The sequence below is a fragment of the Sinorhizobium sp. 8-89 genome (assembly GCF_030124325.1).
Taxonomy (GTDB): Bacteria; Pseudomonadota; Alphaproteobacteria; order Rhizobiales; family Rhizobiaceae; genus Sinorhizobium.
In genome coordinates this window covers 172,914-190,186 of sequence record NZ_JASKLR010000008.1, presented here as the reverse complement: position 1 = coordinate 190,186, position 17,273 = coordinate 172,914, and the positions used below count along the sequence as shown (strand labels likewise).

Annotated in this window: 13 protein-coding genes; 9 read left to right on the top strand and 4 right to left on the bottom strand. The window is 62.1% G+C overall.

The window, feature by feature from the left end:
• Positions 1 to 29 precede the first annotated feature (29 nt).
• Complete coding sequence (locus tag QN219_RS17610; protein WP_309486599.1) at positions 30 to 986, bottom strand: LysR family transcriptional regulator; 957 nt, start codon at positions 984 to 986, stop codon at positions 30 to 32.
• A 166-nt stretch (positions 987 to 1,152) separates the two neighbouring features.
• Between QN219_RS17610 and QN219_RS17605 the strand changes: the two genes are divergently transcribed.
• Together QN219_RS17605 and QN219_RS17600 are read left to right on the top strand one after the other, a co-directional pair.
• The gene (locus tag QN219_RS17605) at positions 1,153 to 2,340 is read left to right on the top strand and encodes an acyl-CoA dehydrogenase (RefSeq protein ID WP_284001054.1); all 1,188 of its coding nucleotides are present in this window, start codon (positions 1,153 to 1,155) and stop codon (positions 2,338 to 2,340) included.
• An 11-nt stretch (positions 2,341 to 2,351) separates the two neighbouring features.
• On the top strand, positions 2,352 to 3,539 hold the full coding sequence (locus QN219_RS17600; RefSeq protein WP_284001052.1) for a CaiB/BaiF CoA-transferase family protein: 1,188 nt from the start codon (positions 2,352 to 2,354) through the stop codon (positions 3,537 to 3,539).
• Between the two features lie 172 nt (positions 3,540 to 3,711).
• Here QN219_RS17600 and htpG read toward each other — a convergent pair whose 3' ends face one another.
• Positions 3,712 to 5,601 carry a molecular chaperone HtpG gene (htpG, locus tag QN219_RS17595; RefSeq protein WP_284001050.1) on the bottom strand — a complete coding sequence of 630 codons (1,890 nt, stop codon included), beginning with the start codon at positions 5,599 to 5,601 and terminating at the stop codon, positions 3,712 to 3,714.
• Positions 5,602 to 5,928: 327 nt separating this feature from the next.
• On the opposite strand from htpG, the gene QN219_RS17590 reads away from it, so the two are divergent.
• Together QN219_RS17590 and QN219_RS17585 are read left to right on the top strand one after the other, a co-directional pair.
• Positions 5,929 to 6,885, top strand: a complete 957-nt coding sequence (locus tag QN219_RS17590) for a phosphate acetyltransferase (RefSeq protein ID WP_284001048.1) — start codon at positions 5,929 to 5,931, stop codon at positions 6,883 to 6,885.
• Between the two features lie 4 nt (positions 6,886 to 6,889).
• On the top strand, positions 6,890 to 8,068 hold the full coding sequence (locus QN219_RS17585; RefSeq protein ID WP_284001046.1) for an acetate/propionate family kinase: 1,179 nt from the start codon (positions 6,890 to 6,892) through the stop codon (positions 8,066 to 8,068).
• A 21-nt stretch (positions 8,069 to 8,089) separates the two neighbouring features.
• Here QN219_RS17585 and QN219_RS17580 read toward each other — a convergent pair whose 3' ends face one another.
• Together QN219_RS17580 and QN219_RS17575 are read right to left on the bottom strand one after the other, a co-directional pair.
• On the bottom strand, positions 8,090 to 9,565 hold the full coding sequence (locus tag QN219_RS17580; RefSeq protein ID WP_284001044.1) for an NAD-dependent succinate-semialdehyde dehydrogenase: 1,476 nt from the start codon (positions 9,563 to 9,565) through the stop codon (positions 8,090 to 8,092).
• A gap of 128 nt (positions 9,566 to 9,693) precedes the next feature.
• Positions 9,694 to 10,962, bottom strand: a complete 1,269-nt coding sequence (locus QN219_RS17575) for a 4-aminobutyrate--2-oxoglutarate transaminase (protein ID WP_284001043.1) — start codon at positions 10,960 to 10,962, stop codon at positions 9,694 to 9,696.
• Positions 10,963 to 11,181: 219 nt separating this feature from the next.
• On the opposite strand from QN219_RS17575, the gene QN219_RS17570 reads away from it, so the two are divergent.
• The 5 genes from QN219_RS17570 to QN219_RS17550 all read left to right on the top strand — a co-directional run.
• Positions 11,182 to 12,006: a MerR family transcriptional regulator gene (locus QN219_RS17570; RefSeq protein WP_284001042.1), complete on the top strand. Its 825-nt coding sequence runs from the start codon at positions 11,182 to 11,184 to the stop codon at positions 12,004 to 12,006.
• Positions 12,007 to 12,404: 398 nt separating this feature from the next.
• Entirely contained in the window at positions 12,405 to 13,592 is a 1,188-nt protein-coding gene (locus tag QN219_RS17565) for an acyltransferase (protein ID WP_284001040.1), read from the top strand.
• 15 nt (positions 13,593 to 13,607) lie between these two features.
• On the top strand, positions 13,608 to 14,711 hold the full coding sequence (locus QN219_RS17560) for a glycosyltransferase family 2 protein (protein WP_284001039.1): 1,104 nt from the start codon (positions 13,608 to 13,610) through the stop codon (positions 14,709 to 14,711).
• A 1-nt stretch (position 14,712) separates the two neighbouring features.
• Positions 14,713 to 15,750 (top strand): glycosyltransferase family 2 protein, encoded by a 1,038-nt coding sequence (locus tag QN219_RS17555; protein WP_284001037.1) that lies wholly within the window; start codon positions 14,713 to 14,715, stop codon positions 15,748 to 15,750.
• A gap of 8 nt (positions 15,751 to 15,758) precedes the next feature.
• Positions 15,759 to 17,273, top strand: a 1,515-nt coding sequence (locus QN219_RS17550) for an ABC transporter ATP-binding protein (RefSeq protein WP_284001035.1), incomplete at its 3' end; no start/stop codon positions are given.

Here is a 17,273-nt window from a genome sequence, read left to right as displayed (position 1 = left end):
GTTCAAATTTATAGCGGGAAATGCCGTTATCAATCCTGATGATGCGGTAGGCAGTGATCCAGCGGTTCAGTGTCCGAGACATGGGCGAGAAAGGCGGCTTCCGCCGGATTAAGTATCGAGTTCGGGTTCGAGATACGAAAGACATCCGTTGTGGGAAGGTCGCTGTAGGGCGGCAACTGCCACAGCTGCCCGGCCTTGACTCCCGGGCCTGCGAGGTGAACGGGCAGCATGCCGATACCGACATTCGCCGAAATCAGCCGCATGACCTCCTCGACATTGCAGGAAACGCCCCGAACCTGCTGGCCGAAGGAGCCGATCGCGCGAACGGCGGTCACCGAATTCATGTGCTGCCCGCCCAGCACGTCGGCAATGAAAGCAATATACGGGTTGCCGCGCAGGTCGTTGAAATCGATGCCTTCAACGCCGAACAGCGGATGTCCGCGTCCGCAATAAAGTGCGTAGCGCTCGCGAATATGGAAGCTCTTGTTCAATCCGTCGGGGATCACCCCGTCGCAAAGGCCCATGGTCGCAATGTTGCGCTCGACGGCGCTGAGCACATCGACGGTCGTCGCTATAGTGATCGAGATCGTCACTTTCGGATGCAGGCGGAAAAAAGTTTCGAGCTTCCGATCCCAGGCCGGATTATGCGCATGGCTTACCGCATGAATGTTGAGATGACCGGTCACCTCTTCCCCAGCGGTCTCCAGAACATTTGGCAGGCGGATCACCGCCGCAAAGATGTCCCGGCACTGGCCGTGCAATTTCTCGCCTGCTTCGGTGAGATCGAACCGGCCCGGTCGACGGTCGATCAGTTTCTGCCCGACGGTCTGTTCCAGCCGCTTCAACGCCATGCTGACGGCCGGCTGCTGCAGAAGCAGCCGGTTGGCCGCTGCCGTGATGCTGCCCTCCTCGACGACGACGACGAAGGTGCGCAGCAGATTCCAATCGAGATTATGGGCAAAACGTTCGAGGCGATTGTTGGTCATGGCGGCGGGGGTGTCGAGCTCTGTATCGCGTTTGCGAATAATCAGCAGAACCGCCTCGGACGCAAGGTCCATTCCGCAGGCGCATGAGTCAGTGTCTCAATTTCGTTTGAAACCGATGATCCCGCTTGCCATAACCACAGGCGGAAAAATACGACGGGAGAGAGACATGGCCGAAAAGATCCAGTTCCAATGGGACGATCCGTTCCTGCTCGAGGACCAATTGAGCGAGGACGAGCGGATGATCCGCGATACGGCACGCGCCTACGCTCAGGAGAAGCTGCAGCCGCGTGTGATCGAGGCCTATCGGGAGGAGAAGACCGACCCAACGATCTTCCGGGAGATGGGTGAACTCGGCCTGCTCGGCGTCACCGTGCCGGACACCTATGGCGGCGTCGGCGCCTCCTACGTCTCCTACGGCCTCGTCGCCCGCGAAATCGAGCGCGTCGATTCCGGCTATCGTTCGATGATGAGCGTCCAATCGTCGCTCGTCATCTATCCGATCTTCGCCTACGGCTCCGAGGATCAGAAGCAGGAATATCTGCCGAAGCTTATCAGCGGCGAATGGATCGGCTGCTTCGGTCTGACGGAGCCGGATGCGGGTTCCGATCCGGCTGGCATGAAGACACGGGCGATAAAGACCGATGGCGGCTATCGGCTGATCGGCTCGAAGATGTGGATTTCCAACGCTCCGCTCGCTGACGTCTTCGTCGTCTGGGCGAAGTCGGAGGCTCATGGAAACGCGATCCGCGGCTTCGTGCTGGAAAAGGGCAGGAAGGGGCTCTCGGCACCGAAGATCGCTGGCAAGCTTTCGCTTCGCGCATCGATCACGGGTGAGATCGTTCTCGACAATGTCGAGGTTGGCGAGGACGCGCTGCTGCCGAACGTCGATGGGCTCAAGGGTCCCTTCGGCTGCCTTAATCGCGCCCGCTACGGCATCTCCTGGGGAGCGTTGGGTGCCGCCGAATTCTGCTGGCACGCGGCGCGTCAATACGGGCTCGACCGCAAGCAGTTCAACCGCCCGCTAGCGCAGACCCAGCTCTTCCAGAAGAAGCTCGCGGACATGCAGACCGAGATTACGTTGGGTCTGCAGGGATCGCTCCGTGTCGGCCGGCTGATGGACGAGGGCCGGATGGCTCCGGAGATGATCTCGATCGTCAAGCGCAACAACTGCGGCAAGGCGCTGGATATCGCCCGCATGGCGCGCGACATGCACGGCGGCAACGGAATTTCCGAGGAGTATCAGGTCATGCGCCATATGCTGAACCTGGAAACGGTCAACACCTACGAGGGCACGCACGACGTCCACGCCCTGATCCTCGGCCGCGCCCAGACCGGGCTCCAGGCCTTCTTCTGAGCGTTGCCGCCATGGAAACCCCACTGAAGGGCATTCGCGTTCTCGAACTCGCCCGCATTCTGGCTGGCCCCTGGATCGGCCAGACGCTCGCCGATCTTGGAGCCGACGTGATCAAGGTCGAGAGCCCGGCCGGCGACGATACGCGAACCTGGGGGCCGCCCTTTGTGGAGGGCGAGGGTGGCGAGAAGCTCGACGCCGCCTATTTTCATGCCTGCAACCGGGGCAAGCGATCGGTCGTGCTCGACTTCACGACGGAGGAAGGGCAGGAGGCGGTGCGCCGGCTGGCGGCGCAATCCGACGTCCTCCTCGAAAACTTCAAGGTAGGCGGTCTCGCCAAATACGGGCTCGACTACGAGAGCCTCCGAAAGATCAATCCGCGGCTCATCTATTGTTCAGTGACCGGTTTCGGCCAGGATGGGCCCTATGCTCACCGCGCCGGTTACGACTACATCGTTCAGGGCATGAGCGGCATCATGGATCTGACCGGTGAGCCGGATGGCGAACCGCAGAAGATCGGCGTCGCCTTTGCCGACATCTTTACCGGGCTCTACGGTGTAATCGCGGTGCAGGCGGCACTCGCGCAGCGCGAACGCACGGGCGAGGGGCAGCAGATCGACATGGCATTGCTCGATTGCATGACCGGCGTGCTTGCCAATCAGGCGCTGAATTTTCTCGTCTCCGGCAAGGCGCCGCGTCGCCTCGGCAACGCCCATCCGAACATCGCGCCCTACCAGGTCTTTCCGACCGCTGACGGCCATTTGATCGTCGCGGTCGGAAACGACCGGCAATTCGTCAAGTTCTGCGACGTGCTCGGCCGCCCCGAGCTTGCGACAGACCCGCGTTACCTGACCAACGCTGGCAGGGTTCATCATCGCGACAGCCTTACGCCGGATTTGGCTGCGGAAACGGCGAAGTTTACGCGGGATGCGCTTCTGGCCAAGCTCGAAGCCATGGGCGTGCCGGGCGGCCCGATCAACACGGTCGCCGACGTCTTCGCCGATCCCCAGATCCTCCATCGCCAGATGCGGGTGGACACGCCGCATGCCGGCGCGGCGGCCGGTACTTCGCCGGGCGTCAGGACGCCGCTTCGCTTCTCAGGCGCGTCGCTCTCGCTTGAGCGCGGCGTGCCCCGGCTTGGGGAGCACACGACGGAAGTGCTGGCCGAGATTGGCATGGCCGTCCCGAAAGCAAAAGGCTGAGACCGACTCGGCTTCACGTTGCGGGTTTGCGGCTTTTGCCCCTCACCCTAGCCCTCTCCCCGCAAGCGGGGCGAGGGGATTTTTGGCGCTGGCGCTGCCGCGGGGCCCTTCGCCCTGCTTACGGGAGAAGGGTGGCTGGCAGGCCGGATGAGGGGCATAACCGCTAAGTTTCTTAACTCTTCAAAGCTCGGCTGAAGACGCGTGAGAGCCGCTCAGCAAAGGCGCGCGGATCCTCCGGCTTGTCGCCGTCGAGCACGCGTGCCTGGTCGAGCAGAAGCTTCACCGCATCTTCGCGGAAGACCCCGTCCTCAGTCGGGCAGGCGGCAAGGGCCGTGATCAGCGCGTGGCCGGGATTGATCTCCAGGATCGGTCTTGCCGCGCTGTCGATGCGGCCGGCTCCCTGCAGCATTTTCTCAAGCTGGCGATCCGGTCCGTGCTCCGGCGCAACAAGGCAGACCGCGCTTTCCGTCAGCCGCTCCGAGGTCCTCACGTCAGAGACCGCGTCGCCGAGCGCCGCCTTGGCAAAGGTCACGAAATCGGCGACGGTCTGGCTCGTCTCCTCGGAGGTCGTATCGTCGGCCACTTGCTTCGCGATACCGGCGAGATCGGCGGCCCCTTGCGTGATCGACTTGAACGGCTTGCCTTCGAAATCCGGCGCCGAGGTCACCCAGAAGCTGTCGACCGGATCGGTGAGCAGTAGCACTTCGACGCCGCGGGCACGGAATCCTTCAAGCTGCGGCGATGCCTTCAGCTGCGCAAGGTTGTCGCCGGCGAGATAGTAGATTGCCGTCTGCCCTTCCTTCATGTCCTTGACGTAGTCGCCCAAGGCGCGCGGCTTGTCGTCCGAAGCGGTGGTGCGGAAGCGTGAGAGCGCGATGAGCTGTGCCCGCCGTTCGAAATCCTCGTAGATGCCTTCCTTTATGACGCTGCCGAAGTCTTCCCAAACCTTGGCGAAGGCTTCCGGCTCGCTTTCCGCGAGCTTCTCGATGCTGGTCAGAATCCGGTTCGTCAGCCCCTTGCGGATGCTGGCAAGCAGCGGGCTCTCCTGGATCATCTCACGCGAGACGTTGAGCGGCAGATCGGCCGTATCGATAAGCCCTCGCACGAAGCGCAGGTAGCGCGGCAGCAATTCCGCCTCGTCAGTGATGAAGACGCGCTTGACGTAGAGCTTCATCCGTCCTTTGCGGTCCGGGTCGAAAAGATCGAAAGGCTTGGAGCCCGGGACGAAAGCGAGTGCCGTATATTCGTGGCGCCCTTCGGCACGGAAGTGAACGGTCACGGCCGGCTCGTCATACTGGCCGGCGACGCTGCGGTAGAAATCCGCATAGTCTTCCTTGGAAATCTCGCTCTTCTGCTTGGTCCAGAGCGCGGTGCCGTCGGCCACCTGGGCGGGCTCGTCGCCGGGTTTCTCGACGATCGAGATCGGCACGGGCACGTGGCCGGACTGATCCTTGACGATCCGCTCGACAGTCCAGCGCGACGTGTACGTCTTGGCGTCATCCATGAGATGCAGCGTGATCCGTGTGCCGCGCGCCGGCGCATCGGCGAGCTCGACCGCGGAAACCGTATAGCTGCCCTTGCCGTCGGACGTCCAATGCCAGGCCTTGTCCGAGCCGGCACGGCGAGAAACGACTTCGACATTGTCGGCGACCATGAAGGCGGAGTAGAAGCCGACGCCAAACTGTCCGATGAGCTGCGCGCCTTCCTTGCCCTGAGCGGCTTCGATTCGCTCCATGAAGGCGCGCGTGCCGGAACGGGCGATAGTGCCGAGGGATTCGACCAGTTCGTCGCGGCTCATACCAATGCCGTTGTCCTCGACGACGAGGCGGGCCTTTTCCTCGTTCAGCGTCAACGTGATGCGTGGCGCGGGATCGTTGCCGAGCAGCTCGGGCGCAACGATCGCCTCGTAACGCAGCTTCTCGCAGGCATCTGCCGCATTCGAAATCAGTTCGCGAAGGAAGATGTTCTTGTCCGAGTAGACCGAGTGCACCATCAAATGGAGCAACCGCGCCACATCGGCTTCGAAGACATGTTTTTCGACGGACATTTCGACTTCACTCATCGCGTTGCAAACCTCCTTGATTGGTTTGCCCCAATTGGCAAGCCGTGCGCCGATTTTCAAGGGTTGTCTTGCCGAGGGTACGTTTCGGTGCAATCCTGCCTGAGCTGATAGAGGCCGACCCTGTGAAGCGCAGCGGGCTCTGCCGCTTCGAATGCCGCTGCCGCGCCGCCTTCTTCTTTGACGCAAATCAACGCTCCAGAGGCCGCGTTGCTTTTATCGGCAATCAGGGAAGCGGCCGGTCTTGGTCGCGACAAGGAGTGGCCCCATCGCTGAAGCTCGATGGAAGGAGGCACCGCAACGCCTTCTGGTCGGCGAAGGAGTTCCGGAATGTCCGAGGTGACCGCGTTAACGGCCCAGCCGTCCAAATACGACCGGTTGATCGCCGCCGCGCAGGCCGAGAAGCCGGCAGCCACTGTCGTCGCGCATCCTTGCGACGAAACCTCGCTGCGCGGCGCGATTGAAGCCGCAGACATCGGGCTTATCGTGCCGGTATTGGTCGGACCGGAAGCCAAGATCCGCAAAGTGGCGGCGGAACACCGGCTCGATCTCGGCCGGCGGGAGATCGTCGATGTGCCGCACAGCCACGCTGCAGCCGCCAAGGCCGTCGCACTGATCCGCGAAGGCAGGGGCGAGCTCCTGATGAAGGGCAGCTTGCATACCGACGAACTGATGCATGAAGTCGCCGCCTCCGCCACCGGTCTTCGAACCGAGCGGCGGATCAGCCACGTCTTCGTGATGGACGTCCCCGGCCACGCCGACACGCTCTTTATCACTGACGCCGCGATCAACATCTTTCCGAACCTCGAAGCCAAGCGCGACATCGTCCAGAACGCGATAGATTTGTGGGTCACCATCGGCCTCGGCGAGCCGCGCGTCGCCATTCTTTCGGCGGTGGAGACCGTGACGACCAAGATTCCTTCGACGATCGAGGCCGCCGCGCTTTGCAAGATGGCGGAACGCGGCCAGATCACGGGCGGCCTGCTTGAAGGGCCACTCGCATTCGACAATGCGATCGATCCGGAATCGGCGCGCATCAAGAGTATCAATTCGCCGGTGGCCGGCCGCGCTCAAATCCTCGTCGTGCCGGATCTCGAAGCCGGGAACATGCTCGCCAAGAACCTGACTTTTCTCACCCATGCCGACGCCGCCGGCATCGTCCTTGGCGCACGTGTGCCGATAGTGCTCACCTCGCGAGCGGACTCGATCCGCACCCGCCTCGCTTCCTGCGCCGTCGCCGCGCTCTATGCGGCGCGGCGACGAGCGGCGCAGGTGATAGCGGTATAGCGCCATGGACGCGATCCTCGTCATCAACGCCGGCTCATCGAGCCTGAAGTTCCAGGTCTTCGGCATCGTCGACACGGACCTGAAGCGCCATATTCGGGGGAAGATCGACGCCATCGGGACGCGGCCGCGTCTGCGGGCGATTGCGGGCGACGGCAGCCAGCTCATCGATCGGACCTATGACGCGGCCGATGTCCGCGACCTTCCGACCGCCATTGCCGAGGCTAGACGCTGGCTCTCGACGCTGGACGGCTTCGATCTGCGCGCGATCGGCCACCGGGTCGTGCATGGCGGCCCGGACTACGCGCGGCCGGTCCTGATTGATGCAACGGTATTGGACCGGCTGGCAAGCTATCAGGACCTTGCTCCTCTGCATCAGCCGAACAACCTGGCACCGATCCGGCTGGCGATGGAGATCAACCCGGATGTGCCGCAGGTCGCCTGCTTCGACACTGCCTTTCACCGTGGCCACGCCGAGCACACTGATTGCTACGCCCTGCCAAGGGACTTCTATGATCAGGGCATTCGGCGCTACGGCTTTCACGGACTTTCATACGAATACGTCGCCGAGCGGCTGCGGGAGGTAGCGCCGAAAGCAGCCCGCGTCATCGTCGCCCACCTCGGCAGCGGTGCTTCGATGTGCGCGCTGCGAGACGGTCGCAGCATCGAGAGCACGATGGGCTTCACCGCCCTCGACGGTCTGCCGATGGGAACCCGGCCGGGTCAGCTCGATCCGGGCGTCGTCCTCTATCTGATCACCCATAAGGGCATGAGCGCCGAGAAAGTGTCGGACCTGCTCTACCATGACGCCGGGCTCAAGGGGTTGTCCGGTCTGTCGAGCGACATGCGCGAACTTCTGGCGAGCGCCGACCCGAATACCGCGCTCGCCGTCGCTCATTTCGTTTATCGGTGTGTGCTCAATACGGGGATGCTCGCGGCGGCGCTGGGAGGGGTCGATGCCTTCGTCTTCACGGCAGGCGTAGGCGAGAACTCTGCCCCGATCCGAGCACGAATCGTCGAAGGCCTCCGCTGGGTCGGGGCGGAGCTCGATCCGTCGGCGAACGAGGCGGGCGCCGCATTGATCTCAACGGCTAAAAGCCGCGTTGCCCTGCACGTTATGCCGACCGACGAGGAACTGATGATCGCGCGCCATACGCTTGCGCTCGTCAATAAGCATGCGGCCTGATTTGGCCAGGCTGCTGTTTGCTCAGATGTTGCCCATGCAGAGATACTTCATCTCCAGATAGTCCTCGAGACCGTGGCGGGAGCCTTCCCGGCCGATGCCGGACTGCTTGATGCCGCCGAAGGGCGCCGCTTCCGAAGACATCCGCCCGGTATTGATGCCGACCATGCCATATTCGAGCGCTTCGGCCACATGCCAGACGCGCTTCAGGTTCTCAGCGTAGAAATAGGCGGCGAGGCCATAGATCGTGTCGTTGGCTTCGGCCACCACCTGCTCGGCCGTTTCGAAACGGATGATCGGCGCGATCGGACCGAAGGTCTCCTCCTGGGCGACACGCATAGCATGTGAAATGCCGGTCAGAACCGTCGGCTCGAAGAATGTGCCGTTGGTGCCGATCCGCCTGCCGCCGCATCGTACTTCTCCGCCCTTGGCCAAGGCATCGGCGACATGCGCCTCGATTTTCTCGATCGCATGGCTGTCGATCATAGGCCCGATCGCGACTCCGGCAGAAAACCCGTCGCCGACAGTGAGTTCACGCACCCGGGCAACAAATTTTCCAGCGAAGGCGTCGTGTACGGCGGATTGCACATAGATGCGATTGGCCGAAACGCAGGTCTGGCCGGCATTGCGGAACTTGGCCTGCACGGCGCCGTCGACCGCCTCGTCAATATCGGCGTCGTCGAAAACGATGAAGGGCGCGTTGCCGCCGAGTTCGAGGCTGACTTTCTTGATCTGGTCGGAACATTGCCGCATCAGGAGCCGTCCGACCTCGGTGGAGCCGGTGAAGCTGATCTTGCGAACCTTGGGATTGCTGCAGAGTTCGCGGCCGATCGGGGCGCCTTCAGCGGCGTAAAGCAGGTTGACGACGCCTTTCGGAAAGCCGGCCTTTTCCGCAAGCACGAACATCGCGCCGGCCACGAGTGGCGTCTGTTCCGCGGGCTTTAGCAGAACCGCGCAGCCGGCGGCGAGCGCCGGCGAGATTTTGCGCGCCACCATGGAGGCCGGGAAGTTCCAGGGCGTGATGGTGCCGACGACGCCGACGGGCTGCTTGATGACGAGCATGCGGCGGTCGTTGGCTGGTGCTGGGAAGGTTTCGCCATAGATGCGCTTGGCTTCCTCTGCATACCACTCGACATAGGATGCCGCGTGAAGAACCTCGCCTTTCGCTTCGGCTAGCGGTTTGCCCATTTCGGCGGTGAGAATGGCGGCGAGATCATCGACATGCTCGACGATCAGATCATGCCAGCGACGCAGGATCGTGCTTCGGTCTTTCGCCGGCTTGGCGGCCCAGAGGCTCTGCGCCTCGGCCGCAGCATCGATCGCGGCATGCGCCTCGTCGACTCCCATGTCGGGCAGCGTTGCGAGCAATTCTCCGGTCGACGGATTGAAGACGTCGAATGTCGTGCCGGTCCACTTGGCGGAAGGGCGGGTTACACTTTCCAGCGCGGCAAACAGCTCGCCCGCGCGAAGGTGCTTGGTAAGTGCGGCTGTCAATCCCATAGCGCATCCTCCGGCGAGGCCTGCCGCGGTCGGGCCGAGCCTCGCTTCGTTTTCTGCGGAGCGCCGGTCGCGCGCCCCGAGCCGGATCGTTGGCCGGACGCCCGCGATAGCGGGCGCTCGGGGTGAGGTCAACCGCGCGCTTCGAGGATCGACGTTTCGAGGATATCGAGTGCTTCCGCGAAGACCTCGTCCTGGATCGTGATCGGCGCCAGGAAGCGGATGACGTTGCCGTGCACACCGCAGGTCAAAAGGATCAGGCCCTTTTCCAATGCAATGAGGCGGACCCTGTTGGCGAAATCGGCGCTCGGCAGATTGGTTTTCACGTCGTTGAATTCGACCGCGTTCATGAAGCCCGGACCGCGAATATCGACGATCTCCGGCGCCTTTTCGCGGATTGCAGCGAGACGCTGCTTCAGGCGAGCCCCAAGCTGGTCCGCGCGCTCGCACAGCTTTTCCTCGGCGATAACGTCAAGAACCGCGTGGGCGGCGGCGATGCCGAGCGGGTTGCCGCCATAGGTGCCGCCGAGGCCACCCGGTCCGGGAGCGTCCATGATTTCCGCGCGGCCGGTTACGGCGGCAAGCGGGAAGCCACCGGCAAGACTCTTCGCCATCGTCATCAGGTCCGGAGCTACGTCGTGGTGCTCCATGGCGAACAGCTTGCCGGTGCGAGCAAAGCCGGTTTGAACCTCATCGGCGATCAGCAGGATGCCGTGCTGGTCGCAAATCTCGCGGAGCGCCTTCATGAAAGCGGTCGGGACAGGATAGAATCCGCCTTCGCCCTGCACCGGTTCGATGATGATTGCAGCGACGCGGGCCGGATCGACGTCGGCCGCGAAGAGTTTCTTCAGCGCTGCCAGCGACTGCTCGACGCTGACGCCGTGCAGTTGGATCGGGAAGGGCGCATGGAACACGTCCGCCGGCATCGCGCCGAAGCCGACCTTATACGGCACGACCTTGCCGGTCAGCGCCATGCCCATGAAGGTGCGCCCGTGGAAGCCGCCGCCGAAGGCGACGATGGCCTGTCGACCGGTTGCGGCGCGGGCGATCTTCACCGCGTTTTCGACTGCCTCGGCGCCGGTCGTCACGAAGATCGTCTTCTTGGCGAACTTGCCGGGGGCGAGCGCGTTCAGGCGCTCGGCGAGATGGACGTAATTCTCGTAAGGCACGACCTGGTGGCAGGTGTGGGTGAAGCGGTCGAGCTGGGCTTTGACGGCCGCAATCACCTTCGGGTGGCGATGACCGGTGTTGACGACGGCGATGCCCGAGGCGAAGTCGATGTAGCGGTTGCCTTCCTTGTCCCAGATCTCTGCATTTTCGGCGCGGTCAGCGTAGATCTGCGTGGTCATCCCGACACCGCGGGAAATGGCTGCATTCTTGCGATCGGTGAGGCTGGTCATCGTCGTTGTCCCGTTAGAGAAGTAATATGTTGCATTTTTTCTGCAACTTTTCTCCGGAAGTGGTACATCTTTTCCGATCGATTGCAAATCAAATTTGCTGATCGAGACAACACGTCCACTGATGGGCGCTTCTTGTAAATCCATGCGCCCGGCGGCTAGATTGCCGGCAGCGCCGATGGCTTGGAATCGCTGCGAGCTGCGATGCCAGAGAGAGGGTCGATGAGCGGGACCGGCAATGTACGCTACAAGGTCGCCGAGGCAGCAAGGCTGGCCGGTGTGTCGCCGTCCACGCTGCGGTTGTGGGAAACGCAGGGGCTCGTCGTGCCGGAGCGATCTGCCACGGGGCATCGGCAATATACCGAGGCAGACCTCGCGCGGCTGAAACGCATTTCCTGGTTTCGTGCCGAGCGCGGCCTGAACCCCGCCGCCATTCGCGAAGCCTTGGAAGCAGAGGGCGCGAATGACGATGCCAGTTCGGCTGTGGCACCGGAAAGCAACGTCGATCTCCAGGTCGGCCGGAAATTGCGGAGCCTCAGACATGCCGCGGGCAAGACGCTGGAGCAGGTGGCAAGCGATATAGGCATCGCGGCATCGGTGCTTTCCACCTTGGAGCGGACCTCGCAGGGTGTCTCTGTCGCCGTTCTCCATAATCTTGCGGAATATTTCGGTACGACGGTTTCCAGCCTCTCCGGGGAAGAGGAGCCTGAGGCGCGCGCGCTCGTCAGGGCCGGCGAGTGGCGCAACTGGCCGCGCACGACGCCGGGCGTGACAGTCCAATTGCTCGCCGAAGGCAAGAACCAGATGGATTGCCATCGCTTCGTGCTGGAACCGGGCGCGTCGAGCGAGGGCGCATATCGCCACGATGGCGAGGAATTCGTCTATGTGCTTTCCGGCCGCGTCGAATTCATATTGGACTCCGATCAGTTCTACGATCTGCATCCAGGCGACTCGCTCTATTTCGAGAGCCGGCGCCGGCATGCCTGGTCCAATCGCCACGACGGTGAGACCGTTCTGCTGTGGATCAATACGCCGCCGACGTTTTAATTGGTTCAGCCGAGACTTACGAGGAAAAGTTAAATTAAAATCTTTCCATCCGGCCTGCCGCTTCCTGGCTGTATTGCCGAAATTTTTGCAACTAAAATCGCCGCGATTGCCCTCGATCTGAGGTCTAACTGGACGTTCGAGGGGTATTGCTGTCGCGACACACTGCGGATTTCTCGCCGGTCGATGCGTTATCCTTGGTGCCGCCCTGCCAAAGTTTAGCCCTATTCGCTTCTACAGTCGCCTGCACCGCCCCTTAACTATTTGTTTACCTGCTTAAAATCACGGGCTCTTGCGACAGGGCCATCACCGAAACCGGCGAAAAAAATCATAATTGCGTAGGGAGCTGGTGCCACCAGGAGAGTATCCCGCAAAGATTTGAACTCGGAGGGGGATGTTCGATGCGGATTGCACGCGACCGGCAGTTGGATGGGCTACGTGCCATCGCTGTCACCATGGTGCTGTACGGACATTTTTTCGCGGCCGATGGGTCCTATTGGGGGCATATCGGCGTAAGGCTGTTCTTCGTGCTGAGTGGCTTCCTGATTACGCGGCTGCTGCTCGAAGCGCGCGCAGATGCCAGTTTCGAACCGGCTACGGCACTGAAATCGTTTTATGCACGCCGGGCGCTGCGCATCTTTCCACCTTATTTTGGCGTCCTGGGCATTGTCTGGTTAATCGATCTGGAAAGCTCCAAGGAGGTGTTGGCGTGGCACGCGCTCTACCTTTCGAATTTCTGGTACGCGATGCTGGGCGAGTGGACGCCGTGGGTCCTCTGTCACACCTGGAGCCTGAGCATTGAAGAGCAGTTCTATGTCGTCTGGCCGCTGATCGTCCTGATCGCCCCGCGGCGCTCGATGGCGGGAATTTGCATCGGCGTCATTGCCTGCTCCGTCGCCTACCGTTTCTATTGGCCGTTTACGGGCACACCGTCCCTGGCTCGCGACCTGCTTCCGCCAGCGTCAATGGACGCGCTTGCCTCCGGCGCTCTATTGGCCGTCTATCGATCGAAGAGCGTTGCCTGGTCTCACTGGGCGAGATTGAGTTGGATGCCGCTCCTGGGTGCATCCGTTTTCCTGTTTTGGCTCAGGCCCGTGTCGTTGACGCCGATGCTGGAGTGGTTGGCCTGGATCGGGCTCGAAATTTTTCCCCTTTTGCCGCTGACGATGCTGGTGGGCAATTGTTCGAGAGGGATAGACGGCCATCTCGGCAAGCTGGCCGAGCTTCCACCCCTGACGGCTCTCGGGCGCATCAGCTACGGTGTCTATCTTTTTCATGCGATTGTGCTTGCGTTGGTCGTCGAGGCTCAACCCTGGATTCCGGTCAATGTCTCCGAGCAGGGCGTTGGGCGGTTCGTGGTTGCAGGCGCAGCCACGTTGCTGATCGCGTCGATCTCCTGGATCGCCTTCGAAAAGCCGCTAAACGCACTGAAGCGTCATTTCCCATACGTCCGCCCGACGCTACCGAAAGATGTTCCTGCTTTCACGACCGCGGGCGATCGGATCGGAGCCATTCACGGAACAAGGGACGGCGAGTACCCGGCTTATCTGCGCGAAGCCAAATTCCTTCAGACTTCAGATCTTCAATAATACGCGAGCTGAACAATGCCCACGCCACTGGTCTCTGTCCTGCTGCCCGTCTACAACGCGGAACCCTATCTTCCCGCGGCGCTCGAAAGCATCCTGCGTCAGGATTACGGGCATCTGGAAATCATCGCCATAGACGACGGGTCTACGGATCGTTCGCTGGAGATCCTGGAGCGGCATCGGAAAGATGACGGTCGCATCCAAATCGTCTCGCGCGAAAACCGCGGCCTTATCGCGACGCTGAACGAGGGCTTGGTGCTTGCCAGGGGCGATCTTGTTGCAAGGATGGACGCCGACGATGTTTCCTATCCGTCTCGCTTTTCCCGCCAGGTTTCACTGTTCCAAAAACGGCCCGAGCTCGCGCTTTGCGGTACGGGAATCGACACGCTGATCGGTAACCGCCTTCTCCGCGGTACGCCCAATCCGATCTATCGGTCGGAAAGCCTCGGCACATTGTCGAGGTTCTTCACGATCTTCATGCACTCGACGGTGATCTATAATCGAAACGTGATGCCGCAGGAGATGCTCGTTTATGACGCGAGCTACGTGCATGCGGAGGATTTCGATCTGTTCAGACGAATTACAGATCGCTTCCCCGCAATGATGATCGATGAAGCACTGGTCGCCTATCGCATTCATGGCGACAGCGTCACGAGCAAGCACAAGCGCCAGATGCGCCAGACGCATCTGAAGATCGTGGCCGAAAACCTCGAGCGGGACCGTCTTGTCAGCGATACGAGCGCCCTCGGCGAGATCGGTGCAGCGGTCACATCGGACACGGTTCGAAATGCTGCCGAATTTGTCCTTGCGCTCGAACGGCAAATTTCCTCTCGACCGCCGGATGTGCGCCGGGCCTACGAAGACGGGGCCCAGTGTTTCTTCTATTTTCTGTATCAGCTCATAGCCGACGAAGAGCGACCGGAGCTGACGCATGCGTTCCTGACCTGGACCCGAAAATGGGGGCTGATCCGGCGTCGCGAACGATACGGCTTGCTCGCGGGGGCACGCGCGCCGTGGTGCAGCCGCGTTTCGCTCGCCGCCACGAGGCGGGTGGACTGGCTGGCGCGGTACCTGCAGTCGGTACCCGCTGCGACTGTTCTTCATCAGAATGGCTTGGCCTGAGATGGCGCCAGAACGTTCTGCAACAGCGCAGCAGCATCCCGGCGCAGCGGCCGCACGGCCGACCACCACCACTTCAATTTCCGGTCGGCTGCGGCCGTTCGCGAGCTTCATCGTCTGTACGCGCAATCGCGTTCAGGCGCTTGCCGCCTGCATCCGATCGATCGAGACCGCATGTCTTGCACGAGCCGCCGTCACGAGCGAACTCGTCGTCGTCGACAACGGCTCGACAGACGGGACGCCCGACGAGCTGGTTCGAATAGCGGCGGCGTCCCCCATCGCCATCACGCTGGTGGCCGAGCCGCGCCCGGGCCTTGCGGCCGCGCGCAATGCGGGAATGGCACGGGCGCGCGGCCGGATTCTCGTTTTCGTCGATGACGACTGCGAAGTCGACGGCGGCTATCTCGGCGATCTCGAGCGGCATTACGCTGATGGTGAACGGCGCGTCATCCGTGGCGGTCGCGTCGAACTCGGCGACACGTCGGATCTGCCATTCACGATCAAGCGATCGAGCGTTGCTGCGCGATTGAGCCGAGACGTCCATCCCGGCGGTTTCGTGCTCGGGTGCAACATGACGATGCACCGCGACGTGGCGACGCTCGTCGGGCCTTTCGACGAGCGTTTCGGGGCCGGCGCACCCCTGCAATCGGCGGAGGATACCGACTATCTCGTGCGCGCCTTTCAGCTCGATATCCCTGTCGAATACGTCCCCGACATGACCGTCTACCACCATCACGGACGGAAGGCCCGCGAAGCCATCGAAAAGCTTCACCGCAGCTATAGCCTCGGCAATGGTGGTCTTTGTCTGAAGCATCTCTTCAAGGCGCCATGGCTGCTCAGGCACTTCTGCTGGACCGTCAGATCAGCTTGCGGAGAAAGTCTTGGCGGCGCCAGGTTCGATCCGGAACTCCAGCTATCCCATTGGCCGATTGTGTCGATGAATCTGCTCGGCGCTGCAAGGTTCGCGCGCCTCGCCCTGACCAATCCGACGCCGCCGCAAGAGCTGCGCCAGATTGACCAGACGGCGCCAAAATTGAGGTGAGAGCCGTCATGTTGCGATTCCTATTGCCGGGCCTGCAGGTACTGCATGACGCGCTGGGGCGGCAAATGCGCCTGCTTCCCGCCGTCGTGATTCTGGGGCTTGCCAGCGCCGCGCTCGAAGGCGCGGGCATCGGGCTCATCATCCCTATGCTGGGTATTATTGCCGGAAGTCAGGATGCCGCCGGATTGAACGGGATCTCCGCGGCCTTCCAGCAGGTGGGGGCGGGGCTCGACGACGGTCAAAGGTTGCTGGCGATCACAGCCGCTGTTCTTGCTCTGATTACGCTCAAGAACATTCTGGCTTTCGCGAACACACTGCTGACGACCTTCATCTACGGGAAGGCGAGCCACGCAATCCGAAGCGCTCTCTCGGACCAGCTCTTAAGGATAGGCTATCCATTCTTCCTGCAGCAAAGTCCCGGTCGGCTGCTCAACATCATCTCCAACGAGTCATGGCGCGCTTCCGATGCGATACAGACGGTGCTCGCGGCGCTGGTACACGGCTCTGCGGCGGTCATCCTGCTCGCGTTTCTCCTGCTGCTGTCCTGGCAGATGACGCTGTTCGTCGCGCTTGGCCTCGTCCTTGTCCAACTTGCGCATGCCGCCTTGTCGGCCACCCTCAAAGGCCCGAGCCGCGAGGTGACGTCCTTCAACAGCGAGCTCGCCGCCAGGATGCTTCATCTCGTGCATGCCGGGCGACTGATCCGCGTGTTCGGTCAGGAAGAGCGCGAAAAGGCGGTATTCGCTGCGGCTTCGGACGCCGTTCGCCGAGCCGGCTTCGTCCTACAGAGCCGCCAGGGCGCTTTGCCGCCACTCACCGAGGTGCTCCATTCCGCTCTTTTCCTGGCGGCGGTTGTCAGCGCCTGGTTTGTCGGCGTGAGCTTTCCGGTGATCGTCGCCTTTGTCGTGCTGCTCTACCGTCTGCAGCCGCACATGCGGGCTCTGCAAATGTCCTGGAGTCAGATTCAGGGCTGGAGCGGATCGCTCGAAGAGGTGCGGTGGCTCCTGGATTCGTCGGACAAGCCGCGGCCACCCACGGGCCAGGAGCCGGTCGACGGTTTGCGCGAGCGCATCAAATTCGAACAGGTGACTTTCAGATATCCGGGCTCGGAGGCTCGCCCTGTCGTGCTGCAATCCGCGGGATTCGAAATCCGCAGCGGCCGTTCGACGGCAATCATCGGACGTTCGGGCGCTGGCAAGACCACGATCGTCAATCTCCTGTGCCGATTTGTGGAGCCCGATGAGGGACGCATTCTCATCGATGGTGTGCCGCTCGATCAGATAGATCCTTCTCAGTGGCGGCGGCAGATCGCCGTCGCCAGCCAGGATCTCGAACTGGTCGACGGTAGCATCTTCGAGAACATCACCTACGGCGAGAACGCGACGATCGCCGACGTGGAGCGGGCGGCCAAGCTGGCCGAGGCGTACAGCTTCGTGGAGAAGCTGCCCGAAGGGTACAACACCATCGTCGGCTATCGGGGCGCGAGCCTTTCGGCGGGGCAGCGGCAGCGCATAGCACTCGCC